The 18398-nt window shown below is 46.3% G+C and carries 19 protein-coding genes; 9 read left to right on the forward strand and 10 right to left on the reverse strand.

All coding sequences use genetic code 11. The features are described from left to right. Positions 1-79 precede the first annotated feature (79 nt). On the forward strand, positions 80-1384 hold the full coding sequence (gene rpoN / locus AC3ITG_RS05725) for an RNA polymerase factor sigma-54 (protein WP_489253110.1): 1305 nt from the start codon (positions 80-82) through the stop codon (positions 1382-1384). A 158-nt stretch (positions 1385-1542) separates the two neighbouring features. On the opposite strand, the gene AC3ITG_RS05730 is transcribed toward rpoN, so the two are convergent. Then, positions 1543-2973: an aspartate ammonia-lyase gene (locus AC3ITG_RS05730; RefSeq protein ID WP_063564614.1), complete on the reverse strand. Its 1431-nt coding sequence runs from the start codon at positions 2971-2973 to the stop codon at positions 1543-1545. Between the two features lie 320 nt (positions 2974-3293). On the opposite strand from AC3ITG_RS05730, the gene AC3ITG_RS05735 reads away from it, so the two are divergent. The 3 genes from AC3ITG_RS05735 to AC3ITG_RS05745 all read left to right on the forward strand — a co-directional run bounded on the left by AC3ITG_RS05735 (position 3294) and on the right by AC3ITG_RS05745 (position 6557). After that, on the forward strand, positions 3294-4571 hold the full coding sequence (locus tag AC3ITG_RS05735) for a methyl-accepting chemotaxis protein (protein WP_489253111.1): 1278 nt from the start codon (positions 3294-3296) through the stop codon (positions 4569-4571). A gap of 169 nt (positions 4572-4740) precedes the next feature. Further along, complete coding sequence (locus tag AC3ITG_RS05740; RefSeq protein WP_489253112.1) at positions 4741-5586, forward strand: hypothetical protein; 846 nt, start codon at positions 4741-4743, stop codon at positions 5584-5586. Positions 5587-5843: 257 nt separating this feature from the next. Next, entirely contained in the window at positions 5844-6557 is a 714-nt protein-coding gene (locus AC3ITG_RS05745; protein ID WP_489253113.1) for a stalk domain-containing protein, read from the forward strand. Between the two features lie 102 nt (positions 6558-6659). Here AC3ITG_RS05745 and AC3ITG_RS05750 read toward each other — a convergent pair whose 3' ends face one another. Beyond that, positions 6660-7634, reverse strand: coding sequence for a ring-cleaving dioxygenase (locus tag AC3ITG_RS05750; RefSeq protein ID WP_489253114.1), 975 nt, complete (start codon positions 7632-7634; stop codon positions 6660-6662). A gap of 226 nt (positions 7635-7860) precedes the next feature. On the opposite strand from AC3ITG_RS05750, the gene AC3ITG_RS05755 reads away from it, so the two are divergent. Next, entirely contained in the window at positions 7861-8622 is a 762-nt protein-coding gene (locus AC3ITG_RS05755; protein WP_489253115.1) for a YwaF family protein, read from the forward strand. A gap of 50 nt (positions 8623-8672) precedes the next feature. Then, a protein-coding gene (locus AC3ITG_RS05760) for an IS5 family transposase (protein WP_489253116.1) occupies positions 8673-9436 on the forward strand; the annotation gives its coding sequence in 2 pieces (ribosomal slippage) (positions 8673-9014 and positions 9017-9436; 762 coding nt in all). Between the two features lie 174 nt (positions 9437-9610). On the opposite strand, the gene AC3ITG_RS05765 is transcribed toward AC3ITG_RS05760, so the two are convergent. The 3 genes from AC3ITG_RS05765 to AC3ITG_RS05775 form a co-directional block, all read right to left on the reverse strand. Further along, the gene (locus tag AC3ITG_RS05765; protein ID WP_413375867.1) at positions 9611-10405 is read right to left on the reverse strand and encodes an SDR family oxidoreductase; all 795 of its coding nucleotides are present in this window, start codon (positions 10403-10405) and stop codon (positions 9611-9613) included. A gap of 158 nt (positions 10406-10563) precedes the next feature. Then, positions 10564-10821: a YqkE family protein gene (locus tag AC3ITG_RS05770; protein WP_413375869.1), complete on the reverse strand. Its 258-nt coding sequence runs from the start codon at positions 10819-10821 to the stop codon at positions 10564-10566. Positions 10822-11314: 493 nt separating this feature from the next. Continuing rightward, positions 11315-11962: a peptidylprolyl isomerase gene (locus AC3ITG_RS05775; RefSeq protein ID WP_489253117.1), complete on the reverse strand. Its 648-nt coding sequence runs from the start codon at positions 11960-11962 to the stop codon at positions 11315-11317. A 257-nt stretch (positions 11963-12219) separates the two neighbouring features. On the opposite strand from AC3ITG_RS05775, the gene AC3ITG_RS05780 reads away from it, so the two are divergent. Beyond that, on the forward strand, positions 12220-13431 hold the full coding sequence (locus AC3ITG_RS05780; protein ID WP_489253118.1) for an MFS transporter: 1212 nt from the start codon (positions 12220-12222) through the stop codon (positions 13429-13431). A gap of 179 nt (positions 13432-13610) precedes the next feature. Here AC3ITG_RS05780 and AC3ITG_RS05785 read toward each other — a convergent pair whose 3' ends face one another. The 3 genes from AC3ITG_RS05785 to AC3ITG_RS05795 all read right to left on the reverse strand — a co-directional run bounded on the left by AC3ITG_RS05785 (position 13611) and on the right by AC3ITG_RS05795 (position 14577). Continuing rightward, positions 13611-13808 (reverse strand): hypothetical protein, encoded by a 198-nt coding sequence (locus AC3ITG_RS05785; protein ID WP_413375873.1) that lies wholly within the window; start codon positions 13806-13808, stop codon positions 13611-13613. A 38-nt stretch (positions 13809-13846) separates the two neighbouring features. Next, positions 13847-14215 (reverse strand): hypothetical protein, encoded by a 369-nt coding sequence (locus AC3ITG_RS05790; protein ID WP_489253119.1) that lies wholly within the window; start codon positions 14213-14215, stop codon positions 13847-13849. A gap of 200 nt (positions 14216-14415) precedes the next feature. Further along, positions 14416-14577, reverse strand: coding sequence for a hypothetical protein (locus tag AC3ITG_RS05795; protein ID WP_017690239.1), 162 nt, complete (start codon positions 14575-14577; stop codon positions 14416-14418). Between the two features lie 145 nt (positions 14578-14722). Here AC3ITG_RS05795 and AC3ITG_RS05800 point away from each other — a divergent pair, with 145 nt between their 5' ends. Beyond that, positions 14723-15004 carry a hypothetical protein gene (locus AC3ITG_RS05800; protein ID WP_063564602.1) on the forward strand — a complete coding sequence of 94 codons (282 nt, stop codon included), beginning with the start codon at positions 14723-14725 and terminating at the stop codon, positions 15002-15004. A gap of 163 nt (positions 15005-15167) precedes the next feature. Continuing rightward, complete coding sequence (locus tag AC3ITG_RS05805; protein WP_489253120.1) at positions 15168-17069, forward strand: ATP-binding protein; 1902 nt, start codon at positions 15168-15170, stop codon at positions 17067-17069. Positions 17070-17145: 76 nt separating this feature from the next. On the opposite strand, the gene AC3ITG_RS05810 is transcribed toward AC3ITG_RS05805, so the two are convergent. Together AC3ITG_RS05810 and AC3ITG_RS05815 are read right to left on the reverse strand one after the other, a co-directional pair. Then, complete coding sequence (locus AC3ITG_RS05810; protein WP_099855706.1) at positions 17146-17388, reverse strand: NHLP leader peptide family RiPP precursor; 243 nt, start codon at positions 17386-17388, stop codon at positions 17146-17148. Between the two features lie 54 nt (positions 17389-17442). Continuing rightward, positions 17443-18390, reverse strand: coding sequence for a hypothetical protein (locus AC3ITG_RS05815; protein ID WP_163756193.1), 948 nt, complete (start codon positions 18388-18390; stop codon positions 17443-17445). Positions 18391-18398: the final 8 nt, after the last annotated feature.

Here is an 18398-nt window from a genome sequence, read left to right on the forward strand (position 1 = left end):
TTATGCTATCATTTCCTGAAATAGTCTTTGTTCGTCAGTTTACTGGAGTTGCTTGAGCAGCACTTAAGGGGGGAGACGGATGTTAGGAATTCAGTTGGTACAGGAGGGGCGCATTCGATTATCCATTACGCCGGAGATGAAGCAATCTATTCATCTGCTGACCTTATCGGGTCAGGAATTGGCTCGTTATTTGCAGGAAGCCGCGGATGAAAATCCGGTGCTTGAGCTAGAAGAGCCCTCTACCCTGCGCACCCGTCTTCCCCGACGATTAAATCAGGAGAGGTTCTCCTCTTATGATCCGCTGTTACAGATGAAAGGCGCCGAACCTACACTTGAACATCTGTTGATATCTCAGGTTCGGTTGCAGAATCTTCCGCCTGCAATGGAGACAACAGCTGTATATTTGGCTGGTTGTGTCAACGATGATGGCTATCTACCGATGGAATTGACTGAGGTTGCATCGGTAAGGGGAATATCGATGCCTGAGGCTGAAGCAGCCCTGGACATTCTCCAGTCGCTGGACCCGGCAGGTGTGGGAGCACGCAACTTGCGTGAATGCTTGTTGCTTCAGATTAGGCGTGATCCATTAGCTAACCAGCATGCGGAGCACATGGTGGCGAAAGGTCTGGAGGAGTTGGTTCGTTTCCACCCAGGCAGAGCAGGAACAAGACTGGGGATTTCGTCACAGCAGGCTCAGGCAGCCTATGACTATATTGCTTGTTTGGACCCGAAACCTTGCCGATCTATCGGGTGTACGGAACGTGCACATTATATTATTCCGGATGCCGTTGTGCAGATAAGAAATGATGAGCTTTCTCTAAGGTTGAATTCAGCGGGCGTGCCGCGGGTATCCCTGAACGAAGCTTGTTGCCGCTGGATCAAGGAGATTGATGCAGATGTGGTCTGGTCAGGCCGGGCAGCAGAGGCGAGAGCGATCATTCGCAGTGTACGCATGCGTCGCCGAACTCTGATGCGTGTTCTGGCGGCGATCATGAGCGAACAGGAATCTTTTCTGCGTGAAGGACCTGCAGGTTTGAAGCCGCTCAATCTGGCGATTATTGCCGAGGCCATCGGCATGCATGAGTCGACGGTGAGCCGTGCGGTCAATGGGAAATATGTTCAGACACCGCATGGTGTCTTTGAACTCAAAGCTTTTTTTGCCTCAGGTCTGGAAACAACGAACGGAGAAATGGCCTCTGCGCCGGCGGTGAAGCTCAGATTGAAAGAGTTGATTCGTTCTGAACGGGCAGAACGCCCATACTCGGATAGCCAACTCACGGCATTGCTCGCGAATGAAGGCATCGTTATCTCCCGCAGAACGGTTGCGAAATACAGGGAAGAGCTTCAGATATTGCCTTCACTTGAACGGAAGCGCTGGGCATGAATGACGTTTGCCTTCATTATATATCCTAAACAAGTAACCCCCGCGAGCCGTGGTAACGGTCTGCGGGGGTTATTCGTTCCGACTTAACAGCGATCGGAAGGTTGTACTATCATCGGAGTGTCAATGTAAACACTCATTAGTTGAATTTAAACAGCTTACTACCGTTCCATATTGTGCAGGAAGTGCTCACCTGCAATACCAGGAGTAGTCATCTGCTCCGGATGCAAAATTTCTTCCAGTTCTTCCGGTGTCAGTAGACCCCGTTCCAGAATGATTTCCTGCAAGGTGTTTCCGGTCTTCAACGCTTCCTTCACAATGGAGGCTGCCACATCATAGCCCAGATGTGGATTGAGCGCTGTAATTACACTAAAGCTCTGCTTCATGATCAATGCACAACGCTCACGGTTTGCTTCCATTTCTTCAACGGCATAACGAGTGAAGACGTCGATGCCGTTATTCATGATTTTCAGCGATTGCAGCAAGTTGAACGCAATAACAGGGCCCATGACGTTCAATTCGAATTGACCCGCTTCACAGGCCATGCAGATCGTATGGTCGTTCCCCATAACCTGGAAGGATACCTGATTGATCACTTCCGCCATAACCGGATTCACTTTGCCTGGCATAATGGACGAACCTGGTTGACGCGGTGGTAGACGCAGCTCATTGAATCCTGCACGTGGACCGGAAGCCATCATGCGAATATCGTTACAGATTTTGGACAGACTGACAGCACATACTTTCAGTGCAGCCGACAATTCCAAATAAGCATCCGTATTCTGTGTGGCATCCACAAGATCCTCGGCCGTTTGCAAATTCAATCCTGTCACATCGGACAGATGCTCCGTGACTTTGACGATGTATTCCGGTTTAGCGTTGAGACCTGTGCCTACAGCCGTCGCACCTAAGTTAATGGTGAGCAGGCGGCGATTTGCGAACTCAAGACGCTCAATATCACGTCCGATAACGCGCGCATAGGCACCGAACTCTTGTCCAAGGCGAATAGGCACAGCATCCTGAAGATGTGTCCGACCTACTTTGACTACATCGTTGAATTCCTGTTCTTTTTTGCGGAACGCATCCTGCAGACGTTTCATCGTATCCAGCAGCGTTTCGGACAACCGATACGCAGCAATACGCAGTGCAGTTGGGATCACGTCATTGGTGGATTGGGACATGTTCACATGGTTATTCGGGTTACAGTGGAAATAGTCACCCTTGTTCTGCAATAACAGTTCCAGTCCACGATTGGCCAGAATTTCGTTCATATTCATATTCATGGAGGTGCCTGCACCGCCCTGAATGGAGTCAACAATAAAATGATCCAGATGATGGCCTTTCATCATTTCTTCAGCAGCCATGACGATGACATCGCCAATTTTGCGTGGCAGCATCTTCAGCTCCATATTCGTGATTGCTGCAGCCTTTTTCACCGCAGCCAGAGCTGTAATCAGTTCCCGGTGTACAGGAACGCCGGTTATCGGGAAGTTCTCTACAGCCCGAACCGTCTGTATTCCGTAATAAGCATAAGCGGGAATTTCTTTTTCTCCAATAAAATCTTTCTCCGTCCTTGTGGACATTGTAGACATTTCGTTCGCCTCCAGTGGCATCCAAAAATAGGTCAGCTCCGGCAATGCCGAAGCGCACTCAGTATATCATTTAAGCAAAATGGATGCCAACCTAAATCATTTCACCCTTCTTGCCGATAAATAATTTAAATTAAGGATATCACCTTGGCAGATTAAAGGTTAAGTCAGTCAAAACTCGTCTTATCAATTATGCTCCACTTAGAGGAGAAGTCATGCATGAAGAATAAGATGGGGGTTAATTGTCGTTTTCAGTGATCTAAATCACATGTAATTTGGTTATCTATTGGTAAAATAGGAAAAAAGGACTATGAGGTGTGAATATGAAATGGACTTTAGGCGCAAAAACCGTCGCAGGTTTGGTACTGATTTCACTGATTACGTACGGAACTAGCGGCTTTTTTATATTTTTCCTTCAGGACTGGCTCTCGTTCTCCATGCCAAGCTGGTTGTATATCTCTATCGTACTCATCATGGGCGTGTGCTGGAACGCGATTCTGGGCTGGTTTGCCTCTCGTTGGTTGACTCGTCCAATTGTGCATTTGTCCCGTGCGGCACAACAAGTCTCATCGGGGGATTTGACGGCCGAGATTCCAGAGCGGCGAACACAGGATGAAATTACTGTATTATATGATGCTTTTCGCGTAATGGTTTTCAATTTGAGAAGTATTGTAAACGATATTACAGATAGTACACGTACAACCTCACAGAATGCCCAGTCACTTAGCGAAGCAATCGCCCAGGCAGCGGAGCAGATCGAGATGATGTCTGATGCGGTGGATCATATTGCTGTGGGTGTGGAAGAGCAGAAGACGACATCACATCAGTCGTTGATTACAGCGGATGAAATGTTGAACGATTTTCAGCGTATGCACAGTCAGTCGATCGGTATGACAGAGATGTCCGGCCAGATGGAACGTTCGGTAGATCATACGAAGCAGACCTTCTCTTCTTTGATGAAAGGAATGGACGAGCTGACGGAATCTCACAATCGTTCCCGTGACATCATGGTGCTGCTCGAGAAGGAAGCCTCGGATATTGAAGCCATTACTCAGTCCGTCAAAAACATTGCAGAGGAAACAGGGTTGCTTGCCCTGAATGCTTCCATTGAGGCTGCACGTGCAGGAGAAGAGGGATCGGGCTTTGCTGTGGTGGCTCAGCAGATTCGTAAGCTGGCAGATGAGAGTAAACAATCGGTGCATCGGATTAATGAGCTGATCAGCCGCGTACAGCAGCGGATTAAAGATACAGCTCAACTGATTCATGAACAGCATGGCCTCGTTGTGAATGAATCCGAGCGCACGATCTCTGTTGATCAGACGTTGCAGGAGCTTACAGGTACGGTAGAAGTGTTTATGAAGGGCGCTCATGAAATCGGATCCAAAATTGGGGAACAGACCAGCCGCGTGGAACAAACGCATGGTCATGTGAAAAAGATTCAAGGGAAAGCCGGATCGTTCTCGGATGAGGCGAGACGGATTATGGATGCGGCACATGAAGAGACAGCAATCATGCAGGAGATTTCATCCTCGGCTGAAGAGCTGAGACAGTTAACAGATCGTTTATTGGACAAAACGAAAGCATTTCGGATGCAGCCTTGAGCTGTCTCCGGGGTGTTTTTTTGCTTATTATGGTTAAAGCCGAACGTTCTTTCGTAGAAACTGAAATATGTAAAGATTTTTTTATGAAACATTAACAAATTCGCAACGCTTGGGCGATAAATGAAGATATAATGGTAGTATTCCACTACAGATTAAGGAGCCCAGCATATTGAAAACTTGGACAGGTATCCTGCTGATGATTATTTTGGCGGTAGCGACGATTAGTACAACTTCGTCTGCCAGAACCATGAATGAATCGCAAAAACAGCTTAACATAGATGATCAATCCAGCCAGACCTCAGCGGTCGTGGCCTCCAATATAGAAACAATGAATGAAGCAGCGTTTACAACGAAGGAATCGATTCCTGTTAAGGGAGAGTACGTTTCGGTTGCTCCGGAAAATGAGAATGTAAGACTATACCCCATGAAAGTTGAAGGTTCAGGATATATATATAACGGAATGGTGTTGGAAGTGAACGGCAAGAAACGTGAATTCAGTAAATGGCAAGGAGAAGGCGGATCTTACAAACCTGAAGTGCACGAACTGGATCTGAATGGAGATGGCAAGAAGGAGATTGTTGTGTTGTTTACAGCCGGTCATGGAACAGGCATCTATCTGGGTGAAGCGCATATTATCGATCCAGAGACGCTGGAAGAGATGAAGATGCAATCACTGGATGAGATTATAAAGCAGCATGTAAACTCGAAAGTCAGTGTTACACCAGGTCAGGTGACGATCAACGTTACCGTTGATGGTGTTCATTCAGAACCTTCCCTGATGGAGGAAGACACAAGCGAGGGAGTGTATAACGAGCAGCTCAAGTTCGGCGGTGTTGTTTATTACAGTGTGGAGAATGGCAAGTTGGTTGTGTCGGCATCCGGTGCATACGGAATGGGTTTATATGATGGTGATTTGAACTTTGCCTATGACTATAAGGATGGCGAGTGGCAGGCTGTGGACTTGGAATACAGCACGGAAGAGTATGAAGATGAGTACTATGAATCTTTTGATTGATTCGAGTGTTTAGAGTGTTTAGCGAAAAGAGGAATTGCTGAGAACAATGATAAAAAAATATGTCCCCACGGTCTGAAATGATAGGGGGAAACGGGTGAGGCTGAAAAAAATGATGTACATTTAGCCTCACTTTGTGCTATCCAAAATCGAATTTTATTCCAGGGATTTACCATGAAATGGTTGACACAAACACTTTAGTCGTTTAAATGTATAAAGGATGGAACTCATCTATTTCATACTTTTAGGAGGGATCATTCATGAAGAAGAAGGTCGTATTGGGTTTAATGGTGGGTACACTAACACTCGGCATCGGCACTGGGGCACTTGCAGCAACGGGTCTGGAACCGATCAAAGCGTATTTGAACAGCAAGATATCTCTGAAATTAAATGGGACAACAGTAACAGCCAAAGATGCCAATGGCAAAACGGTATTGCCAATTACTTATAACGGAACGACCTATTTGCCCGTGCGTGCAGTCGGCACGCTGCTCGGTACAGAAATTACGTATGATAGCGCAACATCATCCGTTAACATTGGCAGCAATAATGGATCTGCACCACCATCCGAAACTGGCAAGCTGACATTAAGCTCGCTCGGAACTGCAGCCTTGGGCACCTCGGATTGGCATACCAAGGATCCGGCCGAAACGGCGTATAAAGGCAAAGATTACAAAGATGTATACCTGCATACCGACACAGCCAAGCAAGGCAAGAGCTTCCAAGTCATGACCCAGAAAAAGTATGCCAAGCTGCATCTCGATTTGGCTGTTCTTGGCGGTTCACAGAAGCTTGAGATTATGGACGAAAACAATACAACGCTCAAGACAGTATCTCTTGCCCCTGAAGACGGTTTGATTGGGGTAGACGTGGATGTTGCAGACACGGATTTCATCTTTGTTGAAATCGTTGATGAAGCCCCGGGCTCCTCGCTGTTTGTTCCGTTGACGACCTCATATTTAACCAAAAAATAAACGAGATATTAAAAACGATTATCGCCTATGATTAGCCGGACGGTTGTTCCGGACTGGCATAGCGATAATCGTTTTTTTGTTCTTTTGGGACGTAAGATCAGGTTAGCGAATAACTGTATCGAGCGGTTTGAGATTCGCTTCAATCTCTGCACGGCGACCTTCAAGGAATGGAGGCAATGCCAGGGACTCTCCAAGATGAGCCAGTTCTTCATCCGTGTCGAAGCCGGGACCATCGGTTGCCAGCTCGAACAGAATGCCATTGGCTTCACGGAAGTATAGGGAGCGGAAGTAGAAACGGTCTACGAAACCGGAGTTCGGGAATCGGAAATTATGAACCCGTTCCACCCACTGTTTCAGTTCTGCTTCATTATCTACGCGGAAGGCAACATGGTGTACACTGCCTCGTCCAGGGCGTTCTTGGGCAAGGTCATTCCGTTCTTCGACATGCACCTCGGAGCCACTGCCACCATCACCGGATTCGAAGATAAGTACATCGGGTTGGCCTGCGACAAAAGCAGGATAGGTCCCTTTTTGACGGAAGCCGAGCAGTTCGGTAAGAACTGGAGTAGTAAGGGAGGCATCTTTAACGGTAAGATGCACTGGGCCTAAGCCTACAATGCCATACTCGACAGGTACAGGACTTTGATCCCAAGGTTTGCCCCCTGCAACACCTGTATTGTGCTCATCAGAAACCAGAATCAGACGTTGTCCTTCAAAGTCCGTAAACGAGAGAGTGGCGCGCCCCCCGCGTTCAGTGATTTCTCCATGAGGAACATCGAATTCATCAAAACGCTGTAGCCAGTACGCAAGGGCTGCATCGCTAGGAACACGAAGTGACGTTGCTGAGATGCTGTTCACGCCTTCACGTGTCTGTCCGGCCATTGGGATTTCAAAGAAGGTAAGCTCGGTACCCGGATTTCCTTTTTCATCTCCATAGAAGAGGTGATAGACCGAAACATCATCCTGATTGACTGTTTTTTTGATCAATCGCAATCCCATGACGTTGGTGTAGAACCGATAATTCTCAGCGGCGTGTGCGGTCAGGGCAGATACATGGTGAAGTCCTTTAATTTGCATTATAAATTCCTCCTGGTGGTTAATTTATTTTTATAATAATTCCGTTAAGAAAGTTACTAACTTTTTGTTTGTTTTGTTATTGAATTTATCTTAACATAAAGATATTTAAAATACAATCCTAATTTAGAATTCCATCTGGACAGTGCACTCATTCAATGACAAAATGAAAAAGTTAACATTAAAGAGATAAACTGTGTTCGTGTAATAAGAAGGAGAGAAGAGGCGCATGGCTTATCCTCAGTGGCTAGACCCTTATGATGCAGAACCGTTTATGCTGTTTTCCACTTCGCACCTATGGGCGATCGGTGTGATTGCTGCACTGGTTATATTGATGTTCCTATTTCGGAATTGGCTGCGCTCATTTTCATCCAACACACGCCGTACCTTTCGGATCGCTTTGGCATGTGTCATGTTCGGCTGTGAGATTGTGCTTCAGCTCTGGTATGTATATGGGGATGTGTGGAGTCTACAGACTTCATTGCCGCTGGAGTTATGCAGTCTGTCACTATTGTTATCGGCGCTGCTATTATTGATACGCAGCAGACTGCTGCATTCTGCATTGCTGTTCGCAGGAATAGCAGGAGCCTTGATGGCGATCGTAACGCCTAATCTCGGTTATGCTTATGCACATTTTCGTTTCATTCAATTTTTTACGGCTCACGCTTGTATTATTCTGGCGTTGCTCTATATGACTTGGGTAGAACAGCTTCGTCCAAGCTGGAGATCTGTGCTGGGTTCGATGATATTCGTGAATGTGGCTGCGTTAGTCGTATACGGCGTGGACGTCCTGCTTGACGCTAATTATATGTTCCTGAGACACAAACCGGATACACCTTCAGTGCTCGACATGTTGGGCCCCTATCCCTTGTACATTCTTGGGGAAGAGGTACTGGCGTTAGTCATGTTTTCCCTAATGTACGTACTGCTCTTTGCCATTCCGGAGCGGCTGAATAATCGAGTGAAGAGAGGAAAGAGTTCAGCGCTCTAGGGCGTGTCTTCAAACTGTTTAAATGGTAATACATGGGTTAAGTAATTTAGATGAATACTAGATACGAAATAAAAGATACACAATGGCAGCAAGTCCAAGATTTGTTTCCACCTGAACGAAAACCACAAGGAGGACGTCCCGCATTGGACAACCGAACGATGTTAAATGCAATGCTTTGGGTTGCTCGTTCAGGCGCCCCATGGCGTGATTTACCCGATCACTTTCCCCATTGGAAATCCGTCTATACCCGCTTTCGGCGTTGGCAGAAAGCAGGAATTTGGGACGAGGTGCTGGAGCGTGTTTCCTCGGATGTTGACGAGGAAAGTATCATGATTGATGCCACGATTGTGCGTGTTCACCAGCATGGATCGGGCGCAAAAGGGGGCAAAGCAAGCAAGCGATCGGACGTTCCCGCGGTGGACTAAGCACCAAAATTCATGCCGTGGTCGATGCGCTAGGCTACCCACTTCGTTTTGAATTAACGGGTGGTGAAGCTCATGACTCCGTCCAGGGCTATGAGCTTCTTCAAGCTATGAAGCTGACGATGAAGCAAGTATTGGCCGATCGAGCGTATGATACGAATGCGATTCGGACGCTTTTAGACGAACAAGAAGCGATTTCAGTGATTCCAAGCAAGAAGAATCGTCGAAAGATTCTACCTTATGATCGAGTGGTCTACAGAGAACGTCATTTAGTAGAATGCTTCTTCAATAAATTGAAAAACTATCGTCGATTGGCCACTCGCTACGATAAATTAGCGTGTACGTTCAAGGCTTTTTTGACTCTGGCATCCATTATGGTTTGGCTTGCCTGAGTTTGAAGACACGCCCTAGTTAAAAGTCATCTGAAACCGATGGGTAAGTAAGCACGGGACTCTTTTCTTTGTTCTGCTATAAAAATATATCAAGCCAAACATCCCGCAGCAGTCTGGATATCCAGACCATTGCGGGATGTTTGGCTGTTAACTCATATGAGCACGATATTAATGTTATCCGCGGAGCAAAGATTCCGCTCCATCCACGTAGATCCGGGTACCGGTCACATGGGAAGATTCATCGGAAGCGAGGAAAAGCACCACATTGGCAACCTGCTTCGACGTTCCGGGTTCACCCTTGAGTGGGTGTTCGTGACCTTCCGGAAATTCAACCGGGATCTGTACTTCTTTCAGATCGTCCGAAGGATAGGTGTTGTCATCGATGTTGGTATCAATGGCCCCCGGACAGACAGCGTTGACACGGATTTTGTAACGAGCCAGTTCCAATGCAGCCATCTTCGTAAAGGCCGTCTGACCTGCTTTACTGGAAGCGTATGCAGAGAACCCGATGCCAGAGAATACGCGGTTACCGTTGATGGAACTCGTAATAATAATGCTTCCTCCGCGGTCTTTCAAATGGGGTATGGCGTACTTCACAGTTGCGAACGTGCCGCGCATATTGATGCCCATCGTCTGATCCCAGTCCTCAGGTTCCATCGTTTCAATTGGAGCCATCGTGCCGTTGATGCCCGCATTGGCAAATACAATATCGAGCTGTCCAGCTTGCTCTGCCACCTGATTGATTGCTTTCTGCACATTGTCCGGTTTGGATATATCACATTCAATGACGTGGGCTTCTCCGCCTGCATTCTCAATCGTTTGTTTGGTTTTCTCTGCATTCTCCGGGGTCCGATCCAGCATGAACACTTTGGCCCCATGCTCAGCGAAACGAATGGCTGTTGCCTGACCAATTCCTGAGCCACCTCCTGTTACAATTGCGACTTTCCCTTGCAAACGTTGTTCAGTCATCCTGATCCCTCCGTATCGTATGGATTCTCAGTATACTCTCTATCTCTACATACCCGACTAAAGAGTGATGAATCATATGCACCATACAAAAAAACAGGACCGTTGCACGGCCCTGTTTCAGTAGTTTAGATATCATAATGATCTGATTGCTGCAAAAGTTACTTATGTTTCTTCCAGTCTAGCGAACTGTTGTTCAACAGGTACTCAAAATCATTATCTTTCCGCTTTTGTTCAGCTTTACGAACTTCTTCCGCCTGCAGTCGTTCCTGCTCCTTGCGGTCTGCCTCAGCAGCCTTAGCTTCATCAGCCTGAGCTTTCAATTTCTCTAACACATCACTGCTCAGCAGATCCTTTAGTGTGGTCGGTTTATCCTGTGCTGCTTTGGGAGCAGGGGTGTGTTTTTTGGATTTTGCCATAGAATTATCTCCTCTCAAAAACATGAATCAGCTTCCATCATCGTTCAGTAAACATATTATATCAGGTTCACCAAACCCATTCCATGAAACTGCGGAACAAAAGCAGGATATATGGGGTTACGTGACGAATGAAAACGGGTATAAATTCATATATTATTACCGATACTGCGACTATTCCCTGGAGAAAGGAGTCGTTGTTCGTGGAAGTAAACCGTAGTTTACTGAAAGGGCTTGCATGGGGTGTTGCTTTCAGCTGTCCGCTATGGATTGCGATCATCGGTTGGTTGCGTTTGATGGGATGGATGTATTGAGATCAGCGGGTTGCAGAGCTGCTGCATATAGAGTTGTGCCAGAAGAGGGCATTTTTTATAAAGTCATTTATGTAAACGTTAACATTAAATAAAGCTCTGCCTTGCGTGAATACGCAGGACAGAGCTTTTGTTTGTCTTACAGGTTGTGAATTAAGATGGATAACTAAGATCCGTTCCGAAGGTTAAGGCATTTTTACCGGTTCTGGATATTCTACTCCGTGGGTGTCGACGGTGACTTTTTTCATTACCTGATCGGTAACTGGTTTGTCTTGTTCGCCTATTTGTTGAGCCGCAATCCCGTCAACGACGTCCATGCCTTCTGTAACTTTACCGAATGTGGCATATGCATTATCCAGATAATCAGCATCCGCTAACATGATGAAAAACTGGGATCCTGCGGAGTCCAAATCATTTGTCCGCGCCATGGAGATAACCCCACGCGTATGATTCAGGTGATTTTTGTGACCATTAGACGTAAATTCCCCTTTGATTGCATAACCTGGACCTCCTGAACCGTTGCCATCTGGATCACCACCCTGAATCATGAACCCTGGAATGACGCGGTGAAAGATCAGGCCGTCATAGAAACCTTTATTGGCGAGTGAGATGAAATTGTTCACCGTGTTTGGTGCAATCTCCGGATAGAGCTCGATGACAATTTTCTGCCCATCTGACATTTCAATTGTGGCTACAGGATTTGGACCAGTAGGCTCTACTGGAGCAGGTGTTTCCGTCGCACTGCTTGCAGGGCGCCCACAACCACTAATGACGATAAGCAGCATCGCTAGAACCAGCGACACAGCTGTTGTTTTTTTCCACCGAAAAGACATGAGAACGTTCCCCCTTGCATCTCTGCATAATATATTTAGTCAGAATTATTTTCGGATAATCCCTCAACTATCATACCGTTTTTGCGGACAAGATGGCAATGCAAGGCAGGATATTGTGGGCGTCAAGGGATGGTGTAAATGCTTACAGAGGTGTAAAATAAGGAAAATGCTTCCGCAGTCAGGGACGTACGGGTCTGTTCCGTCCGCTCCAATACACGGCAGTCCCGGCGTCAGTAACGGAAAGGGCGTGCGGGTATATGGACTTCTCGTGGAAGCGTAATCTGGTGATTTTGTGGATTGGTGTGTTTTTCTGCAGCACTGCTTATTCCATCTCCATCCCATTTCTGCCTTTGTTTCTGAGTGGCGATCTGGGCGTTCGTGATCACCTGGAGTTATGGTCAGGGCTTGCCTTTGGCATCACGTTTCTGGCAAGTGCGCTGGTATCTCCCTTCTGGGGATCACTGGCTGACAAATACGGGCGCAAGCCAATGCTGATCCGGTCGGGATACAGCCTTGCGGTTTTGTATTTGATCAATTATTTTGTGCAGGACCCATATTCGCTAATCGTGGTTCGTTTGTTTCAGGGATTGCTCGCGGGGTTTGTTCCGGCGGCGATTGCACTGGTCGGTACCAACACACCGGAAGAGAAGACAGGGTATGCACTCGGTATCATGTCTACAGCCGGGGCAACAGGAGGTATAATCGGCCCGTTAATTGGTGGGGTGGTAAGCCACTATTATGGCAACCGGAATGCGTTTTTATTTTCCAGCATCGTAGTATTGGTCTCGGCGTTGATCGCAACCTTCTGGGTCAAAGAAGAGAACTTCAACCGGAACAAGGCACGTTCTCATGTGATGGATGACATCCGTGAAGCCAGGGCCAATCGATTGTTTATTACGGTACTTGGCATGATGGGCATATGTACCTTCTCCGTGATGATTCTGGAGCCATTATTGACCGTATACGTGATGGAAATGGGCATTCAGCCCGATCGTGCTTCTCTCAGCTCGGGAATTATTTTCTCTGCGGTTGGTGTAGCTACGGTCATTATGGCGCCGCGCTGGGGTAAGATCGGTTCGCGAATCGGGTATGGCAAAGTACTGATCATTGGCCTCGTTGGTGGGGCGATTGGTAACCTCCTGCAGTTTTTCACTACAGGTTATATTGGATTCGGCATATTGCGTTTTGTGTATGGACTGTTCTTCGCTGCGGTATTCCCGGCGATTAATGCGATGATTGTGCAAGTGACTGAACCAGGCTTCCGGGGAAGAGCATTCAGCCTGAATCAGTCGGCTTCCCAGATCGGTACGATGGCGGGGCCAATAATCGGTGGTGTTCTCGGTGGCTGGTTGCCGATTCGCTGGATTTTTATCATCAATGGAGTGGCGCTGCTGATCACCGCCATTGTGGCGAAATGGTCCCGACTGGAGGAGAAGTTGCCGGGATCGGGCAAACCTTTGGCGAAGTAATCAAAAACGTAAAACCTTAAATGGCTAATCGGATATTTGAGAGGGGATGGCACCGTACGGATACGGTAGCCATCTCTTTTTCAGGATACAGTCTTTGTTATTAGGAAGGTTCAGCAAAAAGAAACCTCTTAGCAAAGAGGTTTCCTATATTCCCATTAGTCTGTAATGCGTCCGCGTTCCTATTCATCCTCAGATGAATCATTTCGGGTAACTTTCTCTTTCGGAATTGCATGTTCAACAGCATCAAGCTGATCCTCATCCGCTAGGGCTTCCGGAAAGGAATCTTCCGTGAACAATCCAAAATTCGGATCAATATCCCGTTCGGTTACCAGATTATCGGGCTCATGTACTTGTCGCTTGTGATCATCATCCTTCATCGTGTCTGCACCTCCTAATTCAGGCTGTGACAAGAGGATTAACGCCGTGGTGGAATATCGTCCTCCGGTTTGGCATCCGCCCCAGCGCCGTTCAGCAGATCTGTCCCGTGAAGGGCATTGGGGTCGGGTGCGGCGGGATCAACTGGACTATTCGGTTGAATAAGGTCAGCATCAGGTACGGATTCGAGTGCAGGCTCCGCTGTCCGTGACTCCAATTCCGGTTCTTTCGTAGCCGCTACAAGGGGCGGATTCATTCTATCTTCGGTATCGATACGTTTTCCCGTAACTTCATCAAAAGAGTCTATGTCACCTTCAGGGACTTCGGTTTCCAGTGGAATATCACGGGACCTCTGATAACGGTCGTAGTAACGTTCGCTCTCTTCATTGCTAATCGGTCTGTCTGACATAAGTAGCACTCCCTTTCAGAGGATTATATTTAATGGTTGTTTGTTTGATTGGGCAGTTATCTTGTAAAGGTTCTTATTCCGTAGTTACCCAAAGGGCTAATGTTGTAATCTCGCACCCATTATGATTCCCTTGTGTTCCCCAAATATGAATATAGGATGAAAGTTAACGATGTACGGATTACAGATTCAACTTATATGCTTTAAAATTTGGGAAATACATATTTGACCAGAAAGTACAGGAATCCAAAGAAAATAATAATATAAGCCGCATACTTGATAAACGTGGAAGCGACCATACTTGAATCCGATTTGTGTTGGACATCCTTATGTTCTACCTCTACCGTTCTATGTGGCTCATTCATTTGAATCACTCCTCAATAGTAAGTGTTTGCTTTGAGGAACCATTAAACCCGGAAGGGACGATTGAATCGCACAGGTCGGTTTTACAGCTTTTCATCTTTGGCCTATGATATGATGAAACATGGATATATGAGGGAGGAATTCCAATTGGATTGGTTTACGCTAGGGAATATGATCACTCAAATTCGAATCGGGCAAAAAGCGTCTACGCCCGGGTTTTCTCGTACCGTTATACGCCGTCCGGACGGGCTGTTCTGGGTAGGCGGGATATGGTCAGGACAGATTGTCCAGTTGCGGGATTATCTTTTCTCGGATATATGGACGATCTATGACGATGAGGAAACGGAGCAGTGGTTGGAATATCGTACGAAGATTGAACAGAAAGAACGCGAAATGATTGAGAACCAGTTCGAAGATCTGCGCGGATAATGGAGAAAAAACTCGGAATCTATCAATAAAATGGAAATAAAACTATAAATCTACTAAAATGTGAATTTTCATTTTCCTACAAGAAGGTGACACGTTAAACTGTGGCGAATGATAAATGAGAGAACTTGGGGATAGAGAAAATAAGAACTTTGAGGTGCTGTGAATGAAAAATGTGCCCAAAGCTATCATCATCTTATGGATAAGTATGTTGAATATTCTCTGCTTGCCGCATGACTTCGTCTCAGCGACTGCAGGAGAAGTTGACAGACCTGTATCCATTACGGGATGGGAAGTAAAATGGGGGAACGTACACGATCAGGGATTCATCAGTGAGGTCCAAGGTTCGGAGGAGATCTGGGAGAAGCAAGGTGCAGAAAAGCTGGAATACAGTAGCGTAGAAGCTCCTTCGGGTTCCATGTGGACTCGTGTGACCATACCTAAAATAAACGAAGATAGCTCGGCAATCCGTTTTGAGAATATTAAAGGGAACCACATTGTAATCTATCTGGACGACCGTAAGGTGTATGAGAATTATCATTACAATTATGATAATAACGCTGTGTTGTTACCCTTATCGAGTGAGAATTCAGGTGGAAAACTGTATGTATGGTCCGAGAATGAGAAAGGCAGACTTGGCATCTACGGAACGGTTCAGGTTGGGCCATATGCTACATTACAGGAAAAGTACATTCACAATGGACTGCTTGATGTAATATTGGGAGCGACCTTTGTGTTTACGGCACTTACGATGCTGAGTTGCACATTTTTCCTGGGCAAATTCCACAAGGGAATGTGGATTTCGCTATGTATCGTGATGGGTTCAATCGGAACGATGATTATCACCTATTCACAGTTTTTATATACGTTCTACCAGGTTTACGGTAATCTGTATTCCGTATTGTTTGACCTGGCTATGCTGATGGGCATGCCTGCACTCTGTTATTTTTTTGAACAAATTATCGGACCAGGTCGTTATGGCATCTTTACCAAACTAAGAAAATTCCAATTCATCTATTCAGTAGTAGCTGTGGCTGCCCTGATGATTGATTTTATTTCAGGCGGTCAATGGGACATGCTCTACAGTTTGTTGGTTCAGAATGTAATTGGATTCGTTCTCGTAATCCTGTTGAGCATCTTAATGATCGGCACCATCTCCAAAGCGCTTCAAAGGAGCCGGGAAGCTCTTTTGCTAGCTACGGGATTCGGCACATTTGCCTTAATCAGTGTTGCTGAACTATTGTGGTATTACCAGCGTAATGGAACATATCATCTGATATGGTGGAAATGGTCCATGGTTGCTTTTATTATCTCACTTATTGCCATACTGGGAAGCCGATTTGCTGAAAAACATACCAAAGTGCTTGAATACTCGAAAGAGTTGGAATTGTTCAATAATGAATTGCAGCGATCCGAGAAAATGGAAATCATTAGCGAACTGGCGGCGTCGGTTGCTCATGAGGTTCGTAATCCGCTGCAGGTGACACGAGGATTCCTTCAGCTCATGACGGAGCAGGAAGACAACAAAAACAAGGGGTATGTGCGGATTGCTCTGGAGGAGCTTGATCGCGCTTCCGGCATTATTACCGACTTCCTGACGTTTGCCAAACCGGAGTTCGATCATATTGTCTCTCTGAATATCGCGGATGAATTTAATCATATTGAAGGTATTCTTGTACCGATGGCTAATCTGGAAGGCGGCAAAATAACAACTGATATTCCGCCAAATCTATGGATTAGAGGGAACTCTTCCAAGTTCAAACAGGCTTTTATTAATATTATTAAGAATAGTATTGAAGCTCTGCAAGGACAGGGTCAGATTGATATTTGGGCTTATGCCCAGGATGGGATCATCAAGGTACATGTTAGAGATAATGGAGAGGGCATGGATGAGGAAGCGCTGGTCCGCCTTGGGGAGCCTTATTTCTCGAATAAAATTAAGGGGACAGGCCTTGGCATGATGGTGACTTTCCGAATCGTTGAAGCCATGCATGGGCAGATCAGCTTTACAAGCACAAAAGGGGTAGGAACAGAAGCCGTTGTATCTTTTGCTGCATTCGTCGAATGACGAGCGGCAGAAGTGTACGATGGCTTTTTTGTTCGCTACCCCTGGTGTCGTTCAATCACATATCAATCTAATCCGTTTAGCTTCTCCACGGTCCGCAATTTACGTCATAATCCACTTTGGATGGATTGGGAGGAATCACGAGAACGTAGTCGTTCTGTTGTTCTTCAACGGTACGGACTTGAATGTGTTCAGGAATATCAATGCCAAATGCTTCGCGAAGCGCTTGCTTCGGGTTGGAGTGCAGTTGTTGTCTGAAGTGCTCATCGGTCCAGGCCTTTTCAATAATATCCTCGTGCAACGTTTTCTCTGATACCATCATCGTCAACATTCCCTTCATATTTAAAATTCAACTGTACCAGCTCTTCTTTTGTAATTAGGACAAATGTTGTTTCTCGCTGATCCAGTAATGAAACCCGCCTTGAAAAAGCATTTTTTTGTGTTGTTCAATGTCGTGAACAGTTTGTCCCAGAATGCCGCATAAGTAGGAATTAAATGCTTCGAGATGCGAAATTCCCGAGTTAGAAGATGTTAGTCTGATGTTATATTGCTGAGCAATGTCTACATAGGAGTTCATCAATTGGGTATTGTATACATTATCATGTACACGTTCGCTTACAGGATGAGCCGGGTAGTTATGTTCCAGTGCTGCGGATATGTGGGAGAGGAAGCTGTTGTAATTTCCATGCACAGCATCTTGTTTCGTGTCTGTGAAGTCATCTGTCATCTGGAGAGTCATCAGTGCAATGTTGACGGCAGAACATACCGGAGTAATGCGATGCTCCTGTTCCAAAAGAAGGAGTGAGCCAGCAGCTCCAAGTTGAAGTGGGGCGGCTTTTTGGGCGATTAATAGCGGGCTTCTCTTGAAATAATCGATAGAGTTCTCACCGGTGACGCTCATGGCCCAATCCTCCACATACTGTCTGAAATACGTCCAGAACGGGGAAGAAAGGCTGAATAGCTCTGAATAGGCACAGATCGCGTCCACGTAGTAAAGATTACCCAGTGATAATTTCAGTGTCACATCTTCTGGCTGTTCGTCCATAACTTCATCCTGATTCAGAAAATATAGCATATGCAGGAGACAAGCAGTACTTAGTTTGTGTGCCTTCTCTGGAGGTAGACCATCCGAGAGCTGCATCCACAATGGAATAATGTAGCCGATGTAGCTGTGACCCGAATCTCGTAACAAAGGATTGACCAAATGAAGTTGTTCTAGTGCATGTTCTGACATTGGTTCAGGATACTTCTGTACCAGCTGCTCTGCTGCAGCGAACACCACCTCCACATCGGATCTAAACGGATCAAACCATTCTCTCCGCATCGTTTGGT

Source organism: Paenibacillus sp. GL_099_B (genome assembly GCF_057835695.1).